19 protein-coding genes and 1 tRNA gene are annotated in these 21,567 nt (G+C 65.4%); 5 read left to right on the forward strand and 15 right to left on the reverse strand.

The features are described 5' to 3' along the window. The first annotated feature begins 64 nt into the window (after positions 1-64). Positions 65-493: an ExbD/TolR family protein gene (locus KUV82_RS00270; protein WP_258319783.1), complete on the forward strand. Its 429-nt coding sequence runs from the start codon at positions 65-67 to the stop codon at positions 491-493. Here the strand turns inward: KUV82_RS00270 and KUV82_RS00275 are convergent. From KUV82_RS00275 to KUV82_RS00290, 4 genes are all read right to left on the reverse strand, one after another. Then, the gene (locus KUV82_RS00275; protein ID WP_219954924.1) at positions 490-2,958 is read right to left on the reverse strand and encodes a ligase-associated DNA damage response DEXH box helicase; all 2,469 of its coding nucleotides are present in this window, start codon (positions 2,956-2,958) and stop codon (positions 490-492) included. The genes KUV82_RS00270 and KUV82_RS00275 overlap by 4 nt on opposite strands. Positions 2,959-3,076: 118 nt before the next feature. Then, on the reverse strand, positions 3,077-4,480 hold the full coding sequence (gene pgmG, locus KUV82_RS00280) for a phosphoglucomutase/phosphomannomutase PgmG (protein ID WP_219954925.1): 1,404 nt from the start codon (positions 4,478-4,480) through the stop codon (positions 3,077-3,079). Then, positions 4,477-4,779, reverse strand: a complete 303-nt coding sequence (locus KUV82_RS00285) for a J domain-containing protein (RefSeq protein ID WP_219954926.1) — start codon at positions 4,777-4,779, stop codon at positions 4,477-4,479. The genes pgmG and KUV82_RS00285 overlap by 4 nt, the downstream gene beginning before the upstream one ends. After that, on the reverse strand, positions 4,776-5,585 hold the full coding sequence (locus KUV82_RS00290) for a division plane positioning ATPase MipZ (protein WP_219954927.1): 810 nt from the start codon (positions 5,583-5,585) through the stop codon (positions 4,776-4,778). Before KUV82_RS00290 ends, KUV82_RS00285 begins: the two co-directional genes overlap by 4 nt. 225 nt (positions 5,586-5,810) lie before the next feature. On the opposite strand from KUV82_RS00290, the gene KUV82_RS00295 reads away from it, so the two are divergent. Both KUV82_RS00295 and panC read left to right on the forward strand, forming a co-directional pair. After that, a complete protein-coding gene (locus tag KUV82_RS00295; protein WP_219954928.1) occupies positions 5,811-6,584 on the forward strand; it encodes a CsgG/HfaB family protein in 774 nt (257 codons plus the stop codon). Between the two features lie 76 nt (positions 6,585-6,660). Next, a complete protein-coding gene (gene panC / locus KUV82_RS00300) occupies positions 6,661-7,509 on the forward strand; it encodes a pantoate--beta-alanine ligase (RefSeq protein ID WP_219956154.1) in 849 nt (282 codons plus the stop codon). A 225-nt stretch (positions 7,510-7,734) separates the two neighbouring features. On the opposite strand, the gene KUV82_RS00305 is transcribed toward panC, so the two are convergent. From KUV82_RS00305 to pepN, 9 genes are all read right to left on the reverse strand, one after another. After that, positions 7,735-7,808 (reverse strand) — tRNA-Gly (locus tag KUV82_RS00305). Positions 7,809-7,855: 47 nt separating this feature from the next. Then, positions 7,856-8,473 (reverse strand): OmpA family protein, encoded by a 618-nt coding sequence (locus KUV82_RS00310; RefSeq protein ID WP_219954929.1) that lies wholly within the window; start codon positions 8,471-8,473, stop codon positions 7,856-7,858. Then, positions 8,470-10,329 carry a cation:proton antiporter gene (locus tag KUV82_RS00315; protein ID WP_219954930.1) on the reverse strand — a complete coding sequence of 620 codons (1,860 nt, stop codon included), beginning with the start codon at positions 10,327-10,329 and terminating at the stop codon, positions 8,470-8,472. Before KUV82_RS00315 ends, KUV82_RS00310 begins: the two co-directional genes overlap by 4 nt. A 106-nt stretch (positions 10,330-10,435) precedes the next feature. After that, the gene (locus KUV82_RS00320) at positions 10,436-10,966 is read right to left on the reverse strand and encodes an adenine phosphoribosyltransferase (protein ID WP_219954931.1); all 531 of its coding nucleotides are present in this window, start codon (positions 10,964-10,966) and stop codon (positions 10,436-10,438) included. Positions 10,967-11,045: 79 nt separating this feature from the next. Continuing rightward, positions 11,046-11,900 (reverse strand): cytochrome c1, encoded by an 855-nt coding sequence (locus KUV82_RS00325; RefSeq protein ID WP_219954932.1) that lies wholly within the window; start codon positions 11,898-11,900, stop codon positions 11,046-11,048. 18 nt (positions 11,901-11,918) lie between these two features. After that, entirely contained in the window at positions 11,919-13,214 is a 1,296-nt protein-coding gene (locus KUV82_RS00330) for a cytochrome b (RefSeq protein ID WP_219954933.1), read from the reverse strand. Between the two features lie 23 nt (positions 13,215-13,237). Then, positions 13,238-13,810, reverse strand: a complete 573-nt coding sequence (gene petA / locus KUV82_RS00335; RefSeq protein ID WP_219954934.1) for a ubiquinol-cytochrome c reductase iron-sulfur subunit — start codon at positions 13,808-13,810, stop codon at positions 13,238-13,240. Between the two features lie 259 nt (positions 13,811-14,069). After that, positions 14,070-14,732, reverse strand: a complete 663-nt coding sequence (gene pgeF, locus KUV82_RS00340) for a peptidoglycan editing factor PgeF (RefSeq protein WP_219954935.1) — start codon at positions 14,730-14,732, stop codon at positions 14,070-14,072. Positions 14,733-14,743: 11 nt separating this feature from the next. Further along, entirely contained in the window at positions 14,744-17,395 is a 2,652-nt protein-coding gene (pepN, locus tag KUV82_RS00345) for an aminopeptidase N (protein ID WP_219954936.1), read from the reverse strand. A gap of 150 nt (positions 17,396-17,545) precedes the next feature. Here pepN and KUV82_RS00350 point away from each other — a divergent pair, with 150 nt between their 5' ends. Next, positions 17,546-18,790, forward strand: coding sequence for a M48 family metallopeptidase (locus tag KUV82_RS00350; RefSeq protein WP_219954937.1), 1,245 nt, complete (start codon positions 17,546-17,548; stop codon positions 18,788-18,790). After that, a complete protein-coding gene (locus tag KUV82_RS00355) occupies positions 18,787-19,581 on the forward strand; it encodes an SDR family NAD(P)-dependent oxidoreductase (RefSeq protein ID WP_219954938.1) in 795 nt (264 codons plus the stop codon). The genes KUV82_RS00350 and KUV82_RS00355 overlap by 4 nt, the downstream gene beginning before the upstream one ends. On the opposite strand, the gene KUV82_RS00360 is transcribed toward KUV82_RS00355, so the two are convergent. Both KUV82_RS00360 and KUV82_RS00365 read right to left on the reverse strand, forming a co-directional pair. Next, complete coding sequence (locus KUV82_RS00360) at positions 19,578-20,522, reverse strand: DMT family transporter (RefSeq protein WP_219954939.1); 945 nt, start codon at positions 20,520-20,522, stop codon at positions 19,578-19,580. The two genes, KUV82_RS00355 and KUV82_RS00360, sit on opposite strands and share 4 nt — an antisense overlap. Further along, positions 20,519-21,514: a threonine aldolase family protein gene (locus KUV82_RS00365; protein ID WP_219954940.1), complete on the reverse strand. Its 996-nt coding sequence runs from the start codon at positions 21,512-21,514 to the stop codon at positions 20,519-20,521. Before KUV82_RS00365 ends, KUV82_RS00360 begins: the two co-directional genes overlap by 4 nt. Between the last annotated feature and the right edge of the window lie 53 nt (positions 21,515-21,567).

A 21,567-nucleotide genomic window follows, 5' to 3' on the forward strand; every position in this document is an offset into this window, starting at 1 on the left:
CCGTGATTTGCCAAACCTCCTCCAATGTGATGTAATCTTATCTCATTGCTTTGGGAGAGAAGCTATGCCCTACGGTTATCGCACCCGCGCCCCGCTTGCGCAGCCGATGTCCGACATGAACATCACGCCCCTCATCGATGTGCTGCTGGTGCTGCTGATCATGTTCATCATGGTCATTCCGATCGCGACCCATACCCTGCTGATCCCCGTCCCCAACGGGGCGGGCCGGTTCGAAGTCCAGGCGGTCAACACGGTTCATATCGACCAGGCCGACCGGCTCTACTGGAACGGCAGGGAGCTGGACCGGCAGGCGCTGCTCAACCAGCTGGCAACCACGGCAAGCACCGCGCCCGAGGCGCTCCTGCGCTTCGAACCCGATGCGCGCGCCAGCTACGATGCCTCGGCCAAGACGATCGCGCTCATCAAGGATTCGGGTATCGAGCGCTTCGCCTTCGTCGGCAATGAGAAATACCGAGCTTTCCCGGCGGACTAGTCGCCTTCCATAACAGGTGGCTCGGCCCGCATGGCGGCGCCTGCGAGGGTCTCGGCTTCGAGCAGCAGTTCGTCATCGACCGAACCTTGCGGGGTCGCCTCGCGCCCGATCATGACCATGACGGGCACCGCGAGCGGGCTGACACGGTCGAGCTCGACATGCACCAGTTGCTCGGCTGATCGGTCGAGCAAATCGCCGAGCCGCCCGACATCGGTCAGCCGCGTGCGCGCATCAGCCCAAGCCGCTTCGAGGAGTACGTGGTCGGGCTCGTACTTGCGCAGAACGTCGTAGATGAGGTCGGTCGAGAAGGTGACCTGCTTGCCGGTCTTGCGCTTGCCGGGATGCTGGCGCTCCACCAGCCCGCCAATCACAGCCACCTCGCGAAACGCGCGGCGGAGAAGGTGCGAGTTCTGCACCCATTCGATGAATTCATCCTGCAGGATATCGGGCGAGAGGAGGGGCGCAGGGTCATCCACCGGTTTGAGGCCCCAGACGGCCAGCGAATAGTCGTTGGCGACGAACCCGCCCGGCATCAGGCCCCGATCCTCCATCCGGCGCGTGATCAGCATCCCCAAGCTCTGGTTCGCGTTCCAGCCTTCGAAGGTGTAGTAGACGCTGTAGTGTCGCTTGGCGTGAGGGAAGCTTTCCACCAGCAGTTGGCCCGGCCCCGGCATCTGGCTGCGCCAGTCCTGCACTTCCAGCCACTCGCGCACATCGTCCGGAAAGCGCGCCCATCCTGCCCGGTCGACCAGCATCGCGCGTACCCTGTCGGCGAGATGGGTCGTGAGCGGCATGCGCGCCCCGCCATAACTGGGGATCATGGCGTTGGACTTGGCCGCCTTCACCAGCACCTCCATGTCCTGCACCTTGACCACTTCGAGGCTCATGCCGGCAAAGGCGAAGGTGTCGCCCGCGCTCAATGAAGCGGCGAAACGCTCCTCGACCTTGCCCAGCGATCGCCCACCGCGTCCGCGCCCGGAATTGATTCGGACCTCCAGCATTTCGGAATCGATGATGATCCCTGCGTTCATGCGGTGGCGCTGCGCCTGCTCGGGGTGGCTCAGCCGCCAGACGCCGTCCCCGTCGCGCACGATGCGTTTGAACTTGTCGTACGCCTTGAGCGCGTAGCCTCCGGTCTCCACGAATGAGAGCACGCGCTGCCATGCGTCCTTGTCGACCCAGGAATAGGACAGGCTGCTGCGGATTTCCGCCAACAACGCTTCTTCCTGGAACGGCGCCGCGCAGGCGCAGGCCATGACATGCTGGGCGAGGACATCGAGCCCGCCGGGGCGGAACTCCTCCCCATCGCGCTGCCCTTCATCGACCGCGTCCTTGGCCGCCGTCGCCTCCAGGAACTCGAACCGGTTTCCGGGCACCAGCAGGGCGCGGCTCGGCTGGTCGAGGCGGTGGTTGGCGCGTCCCACACGCTGCAACAGTCGCGAAGAGCCCTTCGGCGCGCCCATCTGCACCACGAGATCGATATCGCCCCAGTCGACGCCCAGATCGAGGCTGGCGGTCGCCACCAGCGCCCTCAGCTCGCCGCGAGCCATGGCCCCCTCGACCTTGCGCCGCGCCTCGCGGCTCAGCGATCCGTGATGGATCCCGATCGGCAGCTTGTCCTCGTTCACGTCCCACAGGTTCTGGAAGATGAATTCGGCCAGGAACCGGGTGTTGGTGAAGATCAGGGTGGTGCGGTTGTCGCGGATCTGCTCGTAAAGCTGCGGCACCGCCCAGGTTGCCGCATGCCCGCCCCAGGGCACACGCTCTTCATCGGGCAGAAGGATCTCAACTTCGGCGGGCGCGCCCTCTTCACCCTCTACCAGCGCAACGCTGTCAATCTCGCCCCATGGCGCAAGCCATTCGCGAAAGCCCTCGGGATTCGCCAAGGTCGCGGACAAGGCCGCGCGCTGCATCTCCGGAGCGATCGCCTGAAGCCGGGTGAGGGCCAGCGCAAGCAGGTCGCCGCGCTTGCCGGTCGCAAAGGCATGGACCTCGTCGATGACGATCCGCTTGAGGCCGCGAAACAGCTCGAAGCTGTCGGGATAGGAGAGCAGCAGCGACAGGCTCTCCGGCGTCGTCAGCAGCACATGCGGTGGCCGCGTGCGCTGGCGCTTCTTGCGGTCGGACGGCGTATCGCCGCTGCGCGTCTCCACCCGGATGGGCAAGCCCATCTCCTCGATCGGGGTCAGGAGGTTGCGCTGCACATCGTGCGCCAGCGCCTTCAATGGCGAGACATAGAGCGTGTGCAATCCATCCGCCGGCTCCCCATCGCCGAGGCGCGTGGGGGTGAAGTCAGCCAGGGTGGGCAGGAACCCTGCGAGCGTCTTGCCCGCACCTGTATCGGCAACAAGCAGCGCGTGCTGGCCCGCATCGCTGGCGGCAAGCATCTCGGCCTGGTGGCGCCGCACGCGCCAGCCACGACCGGTGAACCAGTCGTCGATCTCGGGAGGAACGGATGCGCTCACACGAAGAAAGCGCTGGGCACCGCGAGGCGTTCCTGCCCCTTGGTCATGACCACGGTGACGGCCGCCGGGGGAAGGCGCAGGAACCAGCCCGCACCCCTCGTCCCCGGCGCTGCCGGTGTCAGTGCCCGACGCTTTCGCCGCGCTCGAGGCCGGAGGCCGCGAGCTGCTCGTCGATCTGGGCGACAAGGCGGTCGAGGCCTTCCTGACTGTCGCTTTCGGCGCGGGCCACGAGGACATCCTGCGTGTTCGAGGCGCGCAGCAGCCACCAGCCATCCGCCGTGTTCACGCGCACCCCATCGGTGCCATTCACATCGGCGTCGGTTCCGCTGAGGCGCTCCTTCACCTCTTCGATCGCAGCGAACTTGCGGCTCTCGTCGACCTGGAAGCGCATTTCGGGCGTGTTGACCATGGCCGGCATGGCGCTGCGCAGGTCGGTGACCGACTTGCCGAGGCGCGCGGTCGCCGCGATCAGGCGGATGCCGGCGTACAGCGCGTCGTCGAAGCCATAGTATTCGTCGGCGAAGAAGACATGGCCGCTCATCTCGCCGGCGAGCGGCGAACCCGTTTCCTTCATTTTGGACTTAATCAGCGAGTGGCCGGTCTTCCACATCAGCGGCTTCCCGCCATGGGCCGACACGTGGTCGAACAGCGCGCGGCTGGCCTTCACATCGGCGATAATCGTGGCGCCCTCAGCGCGGCTCAGCAGGTCTTCGGCGTAGACCATCAGCAGCTGGTCGCCCCAGATGACCCGGCCTTCGCCGTCGATCGCACCGATGCGGTCGCCATCGCCGTCGAAGGCCACACCGAAGTCGAGCGACTTCTCCGCGACGAGCGCTCGCAAATCCTCGAGATTCGCCTCGACCGTAGGATCGGGATGATGATTGGGAAAATTGCCGTCGACTTCAGTGAACAGCAGGTGGTGCTCGCCCGGCAGGCGCGCTGCGAGCTTCTCGAGCGCGGGGCCGGCGGCGCCGTTGCCAGCATCCCAGCCGACCTTGAGGCCTTCGAGCGCACCGGTGTCGATGCCGTCAAGCGCGGTCAGCATACGATCGATATAGGCATCGAGGACCTCGCGGTCCTCGACTTCGCCCGCTCCGTCGGTCCACTCGCCCGCAACGCTGCGACGGCCAAGCTCCTGGATGTCGGCTCCGAAGAACGGACGGCCCTGAAACACCATCTTGAAGCCGTTGTAATTGGCGGGGTTGTGGCTGCCGGTTATCTGGATGCCGCCGTCCACGTCTTCGGCTGAGGCTTCCGCGTAATAGAGCATCGGCGTCGCACCCATGCCGATGCGAACGACGTTCATGCCGGCCGCAGTGAGGCCTTCGATCAGGGCGTGTTCGAGCATGGGCGAGCTGACGCGGCCATCGTAGCCAACGGCAACCGTCTTGCCGCCCGCTTCCGACAGCATCGAACCGAAGGTCCGCCCGATTGCGCGGGCATCCTCGGCACCAAGCGTTTCGCCGATGATACCGCGAATATCGTATTCGCGCAGGACAGTGGAATGGAATTCGTGGCTCATTCGGAACGCTCCGTTCGGGTGCGGGAAATATGGTCGAGCAGGAGATCGCGCGCGGCGTTGGCCTCCTGCAGCGCGTCTGCGCTACCGCCTTTATCGGGGTGGTTTATTGTAACTATGCGACGATGCGCGGCGCGAATGTCCTCCGCGCTCGCCCCACGCTTGACCGCAAGGATTGCACGGGCCCGATCGAGCGACCGTTCGGCCGGGGTCGGACCTTTCATATACTCCCAGGGCCACTTGCCGAAGATCCAGCGGCACGCGACTGCAAGAAGGATGGCAAGCGCGAGCAGGCGGATCATTGCGCCGCCTCCTGCGCAGGCTCGGACGCCCCGCCAGGCAGCCGCAGGCTCGCCACAAGGCCGCGCAATTCCTGGCGCGCCACGAGGTGGCTGGTGCCAAGATCGCCCAGGTGCCCCTTGTCGAGCAGGGTGAGGCCAGAGGGGAAGAGCTCGCGATAGATCACGCGTTCGGACAGTCCCTTCGCCACGCGAAAGCCGACCCGCTTCGACATTTCCGTCAGCGCCTGCTCGATACGCGCCATGTTGCGCGCTTCGGTGTAGCCGGTGCGGTTGCGCACCACGACCCAATCCATCTGCGCGCGCTTCTCGTTGATCGAGGCGCGGCTTCGCTTTAGGCGCGCTTCCCAGATCAGCTCGGCGTAGAAAGAGAGCTTCTTCACCTTGAAGCTCTCGCCTTCGACCTGGCCGATGAGGTCGAAGTCGACGAAGCTGTCGTTCATTGGCGTGACCAGCGTGTCGGCCGTGGTGGCGGAATGGCGCGCAAGCGGGTCGTCGCGCCCGGGCGTGTCGATCACGACGAAATCGGCGCCTGCGGCCTTCTCGGCCACCAGGGCCTCCATCTCGTCAGGACTGAGACCCTCGACCACGTGGCACTGCGCCGTGGGCAGGTCGACACCCCTGCGACGCATCGTTTCCGCCCGGTTCTCGAAATAGCGGCACATGGTGCGCTGGCGGTGATCGAGGTCGAAGGCGACGACCTTTGCGCCGCGAAACGCCAGCGCGACCGCTACGTGCACAGCGGTGGTCGACTTGCCGGTGCCGCCTTTCTCATTGGCGAAAACAATACGGTGGGGGTGCGAGACCATCAGGAATGAGCTGCCGAAATCATTGTTTCCGGTCCCTATCCAACCCTTGGCCCGGCGGCAACGAATGGCCGGCGCGGCGCAGTGCATTTTTCCAAGAATGGCGGATGCATACTAGCCTGAAGCAAGTGAATTGGTATTCTGCCTTCCGTCTGGGTCGCATGCGACGCGCGAGAACCGGGGAAAAATCCGGCCGCTGCGTATGGTTCTTTGAGGGGGATCCCAGATATGAAGAAGGCACTATTCACGGCGCTGGCCGTGCTTTCCATGACCGGAATGGCAGCAGAGCCCATTGTGGCACAGGGGCGTTCGTCCGGTCGCAAAGCGCAAGACCGGGCCACGATGGAAATTCCGCGCTGCACGCAGAATCTCGGCACCATCGCGGTGGTCGAACCCGACGACAAGTGGTGGCGCGAGCTCAATCTCGGCAGTCCGGAACAGATCATCCGTGTCTTCGTCCAGCGGTCAGGCTGCTTCACCATGGTCAACCGTGGCCGCGCCATGCGCAGCCGGGCGATGGAGCGCGCGCTGCAGGAGCAGGGCGAGATGCAGGACGGCCAGAACGTCGGCCTCGGCCAGGTGCGGGCGGCCGATTACTTCCTCCAGCCCGATATCGTAAGCGCAAACAGCAATTCGGGCGGCGGCGGCGGTATCCTCGGCGGCGTGGTCGGCGGCCTCTTCGGTCGGACGGCAGGCGCCCTTGCCGGCGGGATCCGCGTGAAAAAGGGCGAAGCCAATGTCGTGCTCTCGCTCGTCAACGCGCGCACCACGGTCGAGGAAGCGCTGGTCGAAGGCTACTTCCGCAAGAAGGACCTCGGCTGGGCAGCCGGTGGCGGCCTGTTCGGCGGCGGCGGCGGTGCTGCCGGCGGTTTCGGTAGCTACGAGAACACGGCGATCGGCCAGATCATCGTGCTCGCCTACCTCAACGCCTACACCGACATGGTCACCCAGCTCGGCGGCTTGCCGCTCGACGCGGCGGCGGCAGCGCCCGAAGCGCGCTAGGACGCCAGCACCTTGCAACAAAGGGGGCGGGGCGGCACAGGTCGTCCCGCCCCTTTTCGTAGTCGGAGTGACCGCGCTGGAAACCGTTACCACCCTCGCCCGCTTGCGCCCGGCCACCGACGCGCTGCGCACCAGTGGCTCGCTCGCGCTGGTTCCGACCATGGGAGCCCTGCACGAAGGCCACCTTACGCTGGTGCGAGAGGCGCGCGAGAAGGCCGATCATGTCGCCGTCTCGATCTTCGTGAACCCGCGGCAGTTCGGCCCGAACGAGGATCTCGACGCCTATCCGCGCCAAATGGCCCGCGACAGCGCGCTGCTCGAAGCCGAAGGGGTCGCGCTGCTTTGGGCCCCGCCTCCCGATGAGGTCTATCCGAAAGGCTACGCCACCAACATCTCTGTCGAGGGTGTCAGCTCGGGCCTTTGCGGCGGCGACCGGCCGGGCCATTTCGACGGCGTGGCGACGGTCGTGTGCAAGCTGTTCAACCAGGTCCGGCCCGATCTTGCCTTCTTCGGCGAGAAAGACTGGCAGCAGCTGGCTGTCATTCGGCGAATGGCGCGCGATCTCGACCTCACGCGGCCGCATGTGGACGCCATCCACGGCGTGCCGATCGTGCGCGAAGCCGATGGCCTCGCCATGTCCAGCCGCAACGCCTACCTCTCTGCCGAGCAGCGCGCGATTGCTGCGGCGCTGCCTCGCGCAATGTCCGGGGCAATCGCCGAAATGCGCGGAGGTATGGCGGTCAAAACGGCGCTGAGAGAACTGTCGGCAACCCTGCTGGCCGCGGGATTCGACAGCGTGGATTACGCCGAAGTCCGGACCGGCGCTGACCTGATCCCGAGCGTCGAGGCAGACCCGGAAAACCGGCTGTTCGTTGCGGCGCGCATCGGCGGTACACGCCTGATCGACAACCGCGCGCTGGGCTAGGTTTTCCGCGGGTCCCCCATAAGGGGGACTGTAACAAAACGTTCACATCGGCTATGGGAACCGTCCGTCGAGAAGGATGCTACGCAGCATCTGCCCTTCGGTTCGCAAGGGTCGGGTGCGCTGCGGTAAGATCGCATCGCACCCGACTTACCCAAACCCCTGAAAACACAGCTTCTATCGCCGCCCTGGCCAGGCGGGCGTATGCCGGTGCGTGTTGGGAAAGTCTGGAGCGGGTAAGGGGAATCGAACCCCTCTAGCCAGCTTGGAAGGCTGGAGCATTACCACTATGCTATACCCGCCCGGTCGAAGGCGCCAATGCCACCGAAATCATCGGGCCGTCAACACGCTATTGCGCGGCGGCCTCGCTATCTGGCGTATCGTCCTCTTCGGCCTGCGCAGCCAGCGTCTCGGCAAGAGTGGGTTCGCGCTCCTCTTGTGCAGGCGCATCGCTCCCCACGGTAATCTCGACCCGGCGATTGGCCGCCCGCCCCTCCTCGTTCGGAGTGCCATCGGGCAATGCGTTGGGGGCGGCGGGGTTCTGCTCGCCGAAGGCAATCAGCGTGATACGCTCCTCGCCCACGCCGTTTGCGATCATCCAGTCGCGCACGGCTTCCGCGCGTTCGAGCGAGGCGCGCATATTCACCTCGTCGCTGCCGCCGGAATCGCTGTGGCCGGCTAGCGTGATCGGTCCACCGGCGCGCGCCTGCGGCGAGGCGACGACCGTGGCGAGCTCGGCAAGCGCCTGCTCGGTAAGCTCCGATCCTTCGGGAAAGAGGATGCGGGTCTCCAGCGAGGCCGTCGATTGCAAGGCCTCGATCGGCTCGACTTGGAATTCCGGCCGGAAGATCGAACGCGTTTCGCCTTCTTCACCGGAAGGCGGCGGCGCGGCGGTTTCCCGGTCGCATGCGGCAAGGGCCAGCGGGAGTGCGAGGGTTGCTAGCGTCTTGGCGAATGGGCCCTTCATGCGGCGCTCCCCTGTTCCTGCGTCTTGCCGCGCTTGCGTTCGCGCTTGGCAGCGGCGTCCTGCGCGGTGCGCTCCTGGCGCGGCGCAAAGCTTACGATGATGTCGCCGGCGCGCGGTTCGGGGCGCGCGGCATGGGTGAAGAAGCGCAAGGTGCCACTCTCGCGGATGAGCAGCAGCATGTTCGCTGCCTCAGGCAGGCGTTCCTGGGCCGCTTCGAAATCGAACTCTTCCGACAGCTTGGTCTTGCGGAAGACCCAGCCCTGCGCGAGGCGCTCGTTCACATCCTCCACCCCGAAACCGGAATCGAACAGCGCACGGCCGCGAATGCTGCTGGGCAGCGCGTGGCGATCGTCGTCATCAACGGCATCGCCCAGCTGGTAAACCGTGTCACGGCCGATTTCATAGGCGAATTCGTTGCACACTAGGGCGTTGTAGGCCTCGTTCTCCGTTGCTGCGACAAGGACCTGGTAGGGCGCGAGATCAAGATTGTGCTCGGTAGCCTCGTTCAGGATTTCGCCGTGATAGAACGGCAGGCCCTTCTGCCGTGCAAGGGCGAGGCGCTGCCAACTGGAATCGACAATCATCACCGGGGATTTGAGCTCCTGCATCATGAGCGCGAGCTGGATCGTCCACGGAGTGCTGCCGATGATGAGGATGCCCGGCCGGTTGCTGCCCTTGAGGTTGAGCAGGCGCGCGACGAGGTCGATCGTGAAGCCGTGCGCCACGATCGTGGCCACGACCACGGCAAAACTGAGGCCAATGAGTGCGGTGCCGTCATAGCCGATGTCTTCGAGCCGCAGGGCGAACAGGCCGGAGATGGCGACGAGCACGATACCACGCGGCGCGATCCAGGCGAGGAACAGGCGCTCGTTCCACGGCACCGAGCTGCCCAGCAGGCTGAGCAGGATGGTGGCCGGCCTGACCAGGAACAGGATCGCGAGGAGGAACAGGGCGAAGTTCCAGTTGAGATAGGAGAGCTCCTCGAACTCGAGACTCGCCGAAAGCAGGATGAAGATGCCGGAAATAAGGATCACGGCGATGTTCTGCTTGAACGGGTGGATGCTGCGCAGCGACGAGATGTTCATGTTGGCGAGCGCAATGCCCATCACGGTCACGGCAACCAGACCCGCCTCGTGCTCGATCTGGTTCGACAGCACGAAGACCACGATGACCGAGGTCAGCAGCACGGGGACCTTGAGGAATTCCGGAATGGCGCCGCGCGGGAAGGCCCAGGCAATGGCCGCAGCGGCGATATAGCCGATCAGGCCTGCGAGAATGGCCGCGAAGATCAGCGGCGGCACCACCTCGAACACGCCCGCACCCGGCGATTCGGCCACCGCGCGGAAGTATTCGTAGGCGACCACGGCAAACAGCGCGCCGATGGGATCGTTGACGATGGCTTCCCATTTGAGGATCGCTGCGGGCCTCGCCTTGACCGAGGATTGTCTGAGCAGTGGCATGACCACGGTTGGGCCGGTGACAACGAGGATGCCGGCAAATAGGATCGCCACGGGCCATTCGAGGCCGCCGATCGAATGCGCGGCAAAGGCGCCCAGCACCCAGGCGATCGGGCCGCCAAGCAAGACGAGACGCCAGACCCCGTCGCCTGCGTGGCGCAGCTCACGGAAATCGAGGCTCAGTCCGCCTTCGAACAGGATCAGCGCCACGCCGATGGCAATCATCGGGTCGAGCAGGTCGCCAAAGGCGCGTTCGGGATCGAACAGGCCGAGGATAGGGCCGGCGAGAAAGCCCGCCGCCAGCATCAGGACAATGGCCGGCCAGCCAGTGCGCCAGGCCAGCCACTGGGCACCAATGCCCAGCATTCCGACCATAGCGATAACCAATGTCTGTTCCATCCGCCCCTCTGGTTGCGCGTGAACCCCCGCATGCACGGCGCATGGCGGGAGTTGCAATGGCTATAAATGCCCGAAGGCCGGTTTCTTTCCAGCCCGGGACGACACGTCAGTCGCCCTCGAACTCCATCAACCGGTGGACGGCAACCGCTTCGGCGGCAAGCTTCCGGCTGCCGCCGAGATCGGGCAGGTCGATGACGAAGGCCGCGCGCTCGACCGTAGCGCCGGCCTTGCGCAAGAGGGTGGTCGCCGCAATCGCGGTGCCGCCCGTTGCCAGCAGGTCGTCGACAATGGCGACGGTCTGGCCATCCGCGACCGCGCTCGGATCCATCTCCAGCCGGTCGAGGCCGTACTCGAGTTCGTAGTCTACCCCGATCACCTCGCAGGGCAGCTTGCCCGGCTTGCGGATGGGCAGGAAGGGAAGGCCGAGGCGCGCCGATACCGCCGCGCCGAAGATGAAACCGCGCGCTTCCATTCCGGCAATGGCCTCTGCCCCTTCGACTTCCCCGGCCAGCCATTCGACGGTCGCGGCAAAGCCCGGGCCATGGCCGAGCAGGGTCGTGATGTCGCGAAACTGGATTCCGGACTTGGGAAAATCCGGAATGGTGCGGACGAGCGCCTTGAGCTCTTCCGGTGTCATGGTCTCTCTCCCGAAATGGAAAACGCCCCTCGCGTCGGGGTGACGCAAGGGGCGTTCGTTATCCGTTGGCAAGCGACGTTCAGTCGCCCTTGCGCTTCTTCGCGGCGGCCCAGATCTGCTGCTTCGACAGATAGGCGAGGACGGTGGCGAAGAGCAGGAAGATCAGCACCGGCCAGCCCGTCTGCTTGCGCTGAACCATGGTCGGCTCGGCGGTCCAGGCGAGGAAGGCGGCGACGTCTTCCGACATCTGCTGCACGGTGGCTTCGGTGCCGTCGTCATAGGTGACCTGACCGGAGGTGGTCAGCGGCGGAGCCATCGCGAGGTTGAGGTTGGGGAAGTACGGGTTGTGATAGAGGCCCGGACCCGGAGCGACTTCCGGATATTCCGCCAGCAGCTCTTCGCTCGGCTCGGCATAGCCGGACAGCAGCGAGGCCACGTAGTTCACACCGTCGCCGCGTGCTTTCGTCATCAGCGAAAGATCGGGCGGAATGGCGTTGTTGTTGGCAGCCGCGGCAGCGACGTTGTTCGGGTAGGGCGACGGGAAGTAATCCGTCGGCAGGCCCGGACGCGTGGTCGCTTCGCCGGTGTTCGGATCGATGCCCGGCACCTGCTTCGAGGCGGCGAATGCCTTCACCTGGCCTTCGTCGTAACCGATCTGCTCGAGATCGCGGAACGCAACGTACTTGAGGCTGTGGCAGGCGGCGCAGACTTCGTCATACACCTTGAAGCCGCGCTGCAGCTGCTGGATGTCCCACTTGCCGAAGGGGCCTTCGAACGAGAAGTCGTGGCTTTCGGGCTTGCTGTAGGGCGCGTGGCCGGCCGGCTCTTCCGTCATCGCGGCGTAGGCACCGAGGACGAAGGAATAGAGCGCGATCACGGCAAAGCCGAGGCCGACGAGGATGGCAACGAGGCGGACGCTGAGAAGTTTGGTCATGTTCTTTCTCGTTCTCGCTTAGGCGGCCGGCTGGGCGTTTGCGCCGACGGTCGCCTGCTTGTCTTCGCCAAGCACGGCTTCGGTGATCGAATAGGGCAGCGGCTCGGGCTTCTCGATCTGGCTGACGATCGGCAGGATCACCAGGAAGTGCAGGAAGTAATAAGCCGTCGCGATCTGGCTGAGCATCACATAGGGCTCTTCAGCAGGCGCGCCGCCGCAGATGAACAGGACGATCATCGCGGGGATCAGGCCGAACCAGAAGAACTTGCGGAACAGCGGGCGGTAGTGACCGCTGCGCACCGGCGACTTGTCGAGCCAGGGCAGGAAGAACCAGATCAGGATCGAGCCGAACATCGCGATCACGCCCAGCAGCTTGGCGGGGACGAACAGGAAGTCGACCGTGAAGGCGCGCAGGATCGCGTAGAACGGCCAGAAGTACCATTCGGGAACGATGTGCGCCGGGGTCGAGAGCGGGTTCGCTTCGATATAGTTGTCCGGGTGGCCCAGGGCGTTGGGCAGGAAGAACACCATCGCGAAGAAGAACAGCAGCGCGACGCCGAGGCCGAAGCCGTCCTTTGCCGTGTAGTACGGGTGGAAGGGCAGCGTGTCGCTTTCGCTCTTCACTTCGACACCGGTCGGGTTCGACGAACCCGGGATGTGGAGCGCCCAGATGTGGAGGATGACCACACCGGCGATCACGAAGGGCAGCAGGAAGTGCAGGCTGAAGAAGCGGTTCAGCGCGGCGTTATCGGGAGCGAAACCGCCGAGCAGCCAGATCTGGATCGGTTCGCCGACCACGGGGATCGCGCCGAACAGGCCGGTGATGACCTTGGCACCCCAGAAGCTCATCTGGCCCCAGGGCAGGACGTAACCCATGAAGGCGGTGGCCATCATGAGCAGGAAGATGACGACGCCGAGCAGCCAGATCATCTCGCGCGGGGCCTTGTACGAGCTGTAGAAGAGGCCGCGGAAGATGTGCAGGTAGACGACGATGAAGAAGAAGCTGGCGCCGTTGGCGTGCGCGTAGCGCATCAGCCAGCCCCAGTTGACGTCGCGCATGATGTGTTCGGTGGTGGCGAAGGCCACCTGCGCGTTCGCTGCGTAGTGCATGGCCAGCACGACGCCGGTGACGATCTGCACGACGAGGAAGAAGCCGGCGAGGACGCCGAAGTTCCAGAAGTAGGACAGGTTGCGCGGAACCGGGTAGCCGGCGCCGACGGCGTTGTAGACGAGGCGCGGCAGGGGCAGCTTCTCGTCGAGGAACTTCATGACCGGGTTGGTCGGGGTGTATTCCTTGGCCCAGGGAAAGCTCATGATCTCTTCTCTTCTCTAGACGCTTAGCCGACGCGGATGACGGTTTCCGAGGTGAACTCGTACTCCGGCACTTCCAGATTGGTCGGGGCCGGGCCCTTGATGATGCGGCCGGCCGTGTCGTAGTGCGAACCGTGACAGGGGCAGAAATACCCGCCGAATTCGCCCTTCACTTCGCCTTCGGCCGCGCCCAGCGGAACACAGCCGAGGTGGGTGCAGACACCCATCGTCACCAGCATGTCCTCGCGGCCTTCCTTGGTACGGTCGGCCAGGGTTTCCGGGTCGCGCAGCGTGCCCACGGGGCGCGCGTTGGCTTCGGCGATCTCTTCTGCGGTAAGGCGGCGGATGAACAGCGGCTGCTTGCGGAACACCGCCTTGATCGCCTGGCCCGGCTCGACCGACGAAACGTCGACTTCGGTCGTGCTGGCGGCGAGCACGTCCTTCGACGGCGCCATCTGGGTGACCAGCGGATAAACGACCGCGAGGCCGCCGATGCCGGCTGCGCTGACCGCAGCGATATCGAGGAAGTCGCGGCGGCGGATACCGTCGTCGGTCTCGCCTGCCGTTTCGGGAGTTGCGGTTGCAGCGGTGTCTGCCATCAGCGCTATGCCTTGCCTGCCTTGTGTCTGCGCCGCCTACCCATGGGGCAATCCGGCGCTTTCTGCGAATCCTTGAACCGGGTTTTGAGGAAGGCGGAAGCGTGCCCCTGTATGGCGCGTGCGCGAAAGCCCCCGGCAAGCCCGGTTTGGACGCGCCTCTAGCCGCTCAGCGGCGGGTTGCCAACCGCCATTTTGGCAAGGACCGTGCAGTCTGGCGCAAGACTTTGCGCCTTACCCCTACGGCACCGGGTCATGCGGCTCAGGCAGGCAGAGCGATCACGCTGAGCTGGCGGCCGCCGCTTGGCTCTTCGCGATGGGTGGCCCGGCGGTAGGAAAAGAAGCGCCCGGGCTGGCTGTAGGTGTCTTCGCGAAGGTCCTCGACCGCGCCTACGCCGACCGCTTTCAGGCGGTGTGTGACATAGGCGGGTAGGTCGAACTGGCGATGCCCCTCGCGCCCGAAATCGAAGAACCGCGCGTCGCGGTCCTCGAAGCGTTCGCGGAAGGCCTCGTCGACCTCGTAGCTCTTCTGGGCGATGGTCGGCCCGATTGCGGCCACGATATCGGAGGGGCGGGCCCCCAGCGACCCCATCGCGGCAACGGTGTTTTCGAGCACCCCGCCCAGCGCTCCGCGCCATCCGGCGTGGGCGGCGCCGATCACACCGGCGACCGGGTCGGCCAGCAGCACGGGCGCGCAATCGGCCGTGACAATGCCTAGAGCAAGCCCCGTGCGATTGGTGACCATGGCGTCGCCTTCGGGCGCGTCGTCCCAGGGGTGGGTCACAACGAACACTTCGTCAGAATGCACTTGCTCGGGGCGGACCAGCGCCGTTCCTGGAGCGATTTCTGCGAGATTGAGACCTTCAGCGGTTGAAAACCCGTGCGGAAAAGCGTCCAGCAATTCCGAGCGAAGCGCACCACCCATTCACGAAACTCCTAGCCGAGCGAACGCGACACCTGTTCGTAGGTATCACGCGAAAGCGATTTTGTCGCCGCAATCCGCTCCAGCGCCTCGCGCATCAGCGTGGCGCGACCTTCCTCGATGCGGCGCCAGCGCCCAAGCGGCGAAACAAAGCGCGCGGCGGTCTGGGCGTTGATCGGGTCGAGTTCGAGAATCAGGTCGGCGATCATCGCGTACCCTTCCCCGCTCGCCGCATGGAACGCCGCCGGATTCGCGGCGAACGCCATGTAGAGAGAGCGCACGCGGTTCGGGTTCTTCAAGGTGAAGTCGGGATGCTCGCGCAGCGCCTTCACATGCTCGATCGCCTTGGGGTGGAGCGAGCTTGCCTGGAGCGCAAACCACTTGTCGATGACCAGCGCGTTGCCCTGGTAGCGGTTGTAGAAGTCGAGCAGCGCGCCGGTCCGCTCCGCTCCCTCAAGGCCAGCCAGCACCATCAGCGCCCCCTGGCGGTCGGTCATGTTGTCGGCCCGGTCGTACTGGTGCTTGGCCAGCTCGGCCGCCTTGGCCGGATCGCTCGCCGCGGCATAGGAGAGGACCAGCGTCTTCACCTTGCGCGCGCCTTTCGCCTCGGCGTCGAGCGAGAAGGGAATTGTCTCGGCGCGGTCGTAGAGCGCATGGAAGGACTCGGCGAGGCGTGTGCCGAGTTCGGCCTTCAGCGCCTCGCGTTCCTCGTGGATGCGGCCCGGATCGGCGACCAGCATCTGCTCGGCAACATAGGTCTGGCTCGGCATGAGCAGCAATTCGCCGCGCATCAGGTCATCGAGCGCCTCGTCCTCGATGATCGCCTGCATGGCCTGCGCGATATCGCTGCGCGCGGCTTCGCGTTCGGCAGACGCGAGGTCGCCGGATACGGCCGCAACCAGGTGGCCCGTCATCAGTTCCTGCATCGCCTCGTAGCGGGCAAAGGGATCGTCATCTTTCGCAGCCAGGAAGACGAGATCTTCGCGCGCGACATCGCGCTCGATCGAAACGGGGGCCGAGAAGGTGCGGTTAATCGACAGCACCGGTTTCTTGGCAAAGCCGTCGAAGCGGAATTCGGCGCTTTCCTTGTCTAGGACCACGAGCTCCTCACCGGAATGCCTTCCACTTTTCCGGTCGAACAGCGCAAGCTTGAGCGGGATCGGCATGGGCTGCTTGTCCGGCTGGCCGGGCGTTGCGGGCACCGTTTGCTTGAGGCTGAGCACTGCGCTCTCGCCTTCATGGGCCAGCGCCACCTCGACCTTCGGCGTGCCGGCCTGCGAGTACCAGCGGCGGAATTGCGTGAGGTCGAGACCGGTCCCGTCCTCGATGGATTTCACGAAGTCCTCGCAGGTCGCCGCCTCGCCGTCGTGGCGGTCGAAATAGGTGTCGGTGCCTTTCCTGAAGGCCTCCTCGCCTGCCATCGTGCGCATCATGCGGATGACTTCGGCGCCCTTGTTGTAGACGGTCGCGGTGTAGAAATTGCTGATCTCGCGGTAGCTGTCCGGGCGGATCGGATGGGCGAGCGGGCCGGAGTCTTCCGGGAATTGCACCCCGCGCAGAATGCGCACATCCTCGATCCGCTTGACCGGCTCGCTGCCCATGTCGGCGCTGAACAGCTGGTCGCGCAGCACGGTGAAGCCTTCCTTCAGCGAGAGCTGGAACCAGTCGCGGCAGGTGATGCGGTTGCCCGACCAGTTATGGAAGTATTCGTGCCCGATCACGCCTTCGACGCCGTCATAGTCGCCGTCGGTCGCGGTTTCCGGGTCGGCCAGCACGTATTTCGTGTTGAAGACGTTGAGCCCCTTGTTCTCCATCGCCCCCATGTTGAAATCGCTGACGGCGACGATGTTGAACAGGTCGAGGTCGTATTCGCGCCCGAAAACCTCCTCGTCCCACTTCATGGACCGCTTGAGGCTTTCCATAGCGTGTTCGGTCCGCTCGAGATCGCCCTCGCGCACCCATACGTTCAGCTCGACCTTGCGGCCGTTCATGGTGGTGAAGGTGTCGGTCCGGGCCACGAGATCGCCCGCGACGAGGGCAAAGAGGTAGGAGGGCTTGGGCCAGGGATCGTGCCATTCGGCCCAGTGCGTGTCGCCTTCTTCGCCCTCTGCGGTCTTGTTGCCATTGCACAGCAGGATCGGGAACTGCGCCTTCGGGCCGCGCATCCGCACCGTGTAGACGCTCAGCACGTCGGGCCGGTCGGGGAAGAAGGTGATGCGGCGGAAGCCTTCCGCCTCGCACTGGGTGCACAGCATGCCGCTGGAGGCGTAGAGGCCCATGAGCTGCGAATTGGCGCTCGGGTCGATCTCGGTAACGATCGTGACCTCATGCGCTTCGCCCGGCAGCGTCAGCACCAGGTCGTCGCCATCCATCACCCAGCCCTGCGCGGGCTGACCGTCAACGGACACATCGCTGGCGACCAGCCCGTCACCGTTGAGACGCAGGGTCGGCGAGGCGTCGGCCTCCGGATTGCGCGAAAGGGTCAGTGTCGCGCGGACCGTGGTGCTCTCGATACCGAGATCGAAATCAAGATGCGTTTCGGCGACCAGCCAGGGATAGGGCGTGTAGTCCTCGCGCCGGATTTCCGGCGGCGCCTTCGGCTCAACGGCCGCATCGGCCATTTCCGGGTTGCCGTCGGGGGTCGAGGGGGTGCGCGCGATATCCATGAAAGTCCTGTCTGAAATGGGTGTCACAATGCTCTGTCATTCAATCCAACGCCCGTCGAGGGATTGCGTTCACTCATCGGGCCGGACGTGCAGGGCGATTGACAGCAAGGGGGTGGCTGCCCCAGCGACACTGCCGACGGGAGAACACAGATGCTGGACCTGCTTGCCGCCGCCTCGGGCGGCTTCGACGTTGAGGCCGCGACGCGCGCCTATCTGGATACGCTCCAGGGGCCGGCGCGCGCGCAATCGGATGCCTACTTCGAAGGGGGCTACTGGATCCCCGTGTGGGGCACCCTCATCGCGGTTCTTGCCGACTGGCTGCTGCTGCGGTTTCGCCTTGCGCACGCCTTCCGCAACCTCGGCGAGCGGGTCAGCAAGCGCTTCCCGGTGGTCGCCGCGATCACCGCGTTCTTCTATCTCCTGTTCGGCTGGGTGGTGACCCTGCCCTGGGAAATCTACACCGGCTACTGGCGCGAGAAGCAGTATGACCTGCTCGACCAGAGCTTCTCCGCCTGGTTCACCGAGGAAACGATCGGCCTCCTGATCGCGCTCGTGATGGCACCGCTGGTGGTCATGGCGATTTACGCGCTGATCCGCCGCGCTCCGCGCAGCTGGTGGCTGTGGGGCACGGGCGTGCTGGGCCTCTTCATGCTCGTCGGCATGGTCCTCGGCCCGGTGTTCATCGCCCCCATGTTCAACGAATACACCGAGCTGGAGGAGGGGCCGCTGCGCGACAGGATCGAAGCGGTCGCAGCCCAATACGATATCCCGGCCGAGAACATCTACGTCTTCGACCAGTCCAAGCAGCACAAGCGCATCTCGGCCAATGTCTCGGGGCTCGGCCCGACGATCCGCATCTCGCTCAACGACAACCTGCTCGAACGCACCAGCGAGGAGGAGATCATCGCGGTGATGGGCCACGAGATGGGGCACTACAAGCTGAGCCACACCTGGTGGATCCTCGGCATCTTCCTGTTCCTGCTCGGCCTTGGCCTGTTCGTCACCAGCCGCGTGGCGCCGGCCCTGATCCGCCGCTTTGGCGAACGCTGGGGCGTGCGCGAGATTGGCGACCCTGCATCACTCCCGGTGCTGTCTATTTGCCTCAGCGTATGGATGCTCCTGATGACGCCGGCCACCAATTCGCTGATCCGCTGGGCCGAAAGCGAAGCGGACGCATTCGGTCTCGACGCCGCGCGTGAACCCGATGGTTTCGCCAAGGTCGCCATGCGGCTGTCCGAGTACCGCAAGATCGAACCCGGCGCGCTTGAAGAGATGGTCTTCTTCGACCACCCCAGCGGCGCGACGCGCGTGCGCATGGCGATGCAGTGGAAAGCCGATAATGTGGAGGACCCCCAGATGGTCGTTCCCGAAGAGGGCTATCTGGAGAGCGAATGAGCCGCCTGCTGATCTTTGGCCTCGGCTACACCGCCTCGCGCCTCGCCGACGCGATGGCCAAGCGCGGCTGGCACGTCGATTCCACCGGCAGCGCGGGCACGATGGCGTTCGACGACACGCAAGCCGTCCATGAAGCGATTGCCGCCGCGACCCATATCGTCAGCTCCGTTCCACCGGCAGATGGCAGCGACCCCGTCCTGGGCCGCTATGGCGAAGCGCTGGGCGGGGCATGGCTCGGCTACCTGTCCTCCACCGGCGTCTATGGCGATGCCGCGGGCGCCTGGGTGGACGAAAGCGCGCCCACCGGGACCGGCCGCCGAACGGCGCGCAGCGAAAGCGACGCGCGCTGGCTGGCGCTGGGCGCACGGGCCTTTCGCCTGCCCGGCATCTATGGCCCCGGACGCAGCGCTCTGGACCGTGTGGAAACGGGCAAGGCGCGCCGGATCGACCTGCCGGGTCAGGTCTTCAGCCGGGTGCATGTGGAGGACATCGTCGCAGGCGTCGTCGCCGCGATCGAGACGGACGCACCGGCGGGTGCCTACAACCTCGCCGACGACCTACCGAGCAGCCAGAATTCGGTGATCGAGGAAGCCTGCCGCCTGCTCGGCGTCGCACCCCCACCCTTGCAGACGCTGGAGGAAGCCGACCTGTCACCCATGGCGCGCGGCTTCTACGCGGAGAACCGCCGCGTCGCGAACGGCAAGGCTAAGCGCGTGCTGGGCTGGGAGCCGCAATATCCGACCTATCGCGAAGGGCTCGCCAACCTGCTTGGGGCTAGCGCGGCGGCCTAGGGCTCCGGAGTTGCACGCCGTGGCGGCGCGCTTGCCCGCCCGCGCATGGCAACGACCATCCCGAACAGCGTGATGACCGCGCCCGCCGCCGGCAGCGGCCCCCAGGTAAAGCCTTCGAACAGGGTCGAGAGAATCATGGCCACGACCGGCACGATGACCGAGCTGTAGGCCGCCTGCCCCGCCCCGACCTTGCGCACCAGGCCATAGTAGAGCGGGAAGGTAATCACCGATCCGGCTAGGCCGAGGAACAGGATGCCGAGCGCGTAGGATGGTCGCGGATCGAAGGTCGGCGGGCCTTCCACGACCAGTGCATAAGCGGTGTTGATCAGCACACCGACCGTCATCGACCACGCCAGAAGCGCAAGGAATGGCTGCTTCTTCGCGCCCTCCATCGCCTGCGTTATGTTGGCAGCGCTGGCCGAAAGGATACCTCCCACGGTCAGCGAGGCGCCGAGCAGCACTTCCTCCAGCGTTGCGGGTGAGGAGCGGTATTCGTGCGCGAACAGCAGCGCGACACCCACTGCGGCGATGGCCGAGCCGAGCACGAAGGGGCCGGTTATCGGCTGCTTGAGCAAGAAGCGCCCGAAAATCGCGTTGGGCACCACCAGCAGGGCAAACATCACCGCGACGAGGCCCGAGGTGATGAAGCGCTCGGCGTTGTAGACGAAGCCGAAATTGAGCGTGAACTGGAACAGGCCCAGCAGCAGCGCCCAGCGCACCCCGCCCGAAACCAGCGTCAGCGGCTCTCGGCGCAGCGCGGCGAGCGCGAACATGCCGAGCGCGGCGACGATGAAGCGGTAGGTGATCGACCAGCTGGGCGGCACGGACGAAATCTGGTCGCGGATGACCAGCCAGGTCCCGCCCCAGATCAGGCTGACCAGCAGGAAAGCGGCGAAATTGCGCGGGGTGAAGAGGCTTTCCGCCTCGCTGGCGCTGCTCATAGGGCGGCAATCGCCTTGGCAAGGGCCCGCGCGTCTTCGTCACGCGTGTTCCAGGCGGTGACGAAGCGCGCCGCGTCCTCGCCCCAGTCGTAGAAGGCAAAGCCCTGGCCTCGCAGGGCCTCGCGCTCGGCGGGGGTGCAGCGCACGAACAGCTCGTTCGCCTCGACCGGGTGCATCAGCCTTTCGCTCGCCGCATCGGCGATCTCCTGTGCAGCGCCATTGGCGTGCCGCGCGTTCGCCAGCCAGACATCGCCATCGAGCATGGCGTGGAGCTGGGCCGCCATGAAACGGCCCTTCGATTGGAGGTGCCCTGCGCGCTTGCGGCGATAGCGCGCGACATCGGCAAGCCCGGTGTCGAAGAACACGATCGCTTCCGCGCCGAGCCCCCCGTTCTTGATAAAGCCGAAGCTTAGCGCATCGACGTCGCCGGTCGCCTCGCTCGGTGAACACCCAAGGAAGGCCACCGCGTTGGCAAACCGCGCGCCGTCCATATGCAGGCCCAGGCCGCGCTCGCGGGCGAGGTCGCTGATGGCGGCAATTTCGGAAGGCAGGTAGCTGCGCCCGTACTCGCTCGCCTGTGTGATCGAGATGGCATGCGGCTGAACCTGGTGCACATCGTCGCGGATCGGATCGATGACCGCGCGGATAGCGTCCGGGGTGAGCTTCGCCCCCTCGCCCGAGGCCAGCATGAGCTTTGCGCCGTGGAGATAGAAGCCGGGGGCCCCGCCTTCGTCGACCTCGATATGCGCTTCCTCGTGGCATACGACGCCCCCGTGCGGCGGCACCATGCTGGCGAGCGCCAGGCAGTTGGCCGCCGTTCCGGTGGCGACCCACAGCACCGCGCAGGGTCGGCCGAACAGCTCGGCAAAGCGTTCGTCGAGCCCCGCGCTCAGCGCATCGCCGTCATAGGGCGAATCGGGCGAATCGGCGGCCCTGAGAGCCTCCCAGATCGCGGGGTGGACCGAGGCCGCATTGTCGGAAAGGAATTGCATCGGAACGCCCTTAGCCAGATGCGCGTTGCTTGCCCAGAAAGGAAACTTTCGGA

It is taken from the genome of Qipengyuania flava, assembly GCF_019448255.1.
In the GTDB taxonomy this organism is placed as follows: Bacteria; Pseudomonadota; Alphaproteobacteria; order Sphingomonadales; family Sphingomonadaceae; genus Qipengyuania; species Qipengyuania flava_A.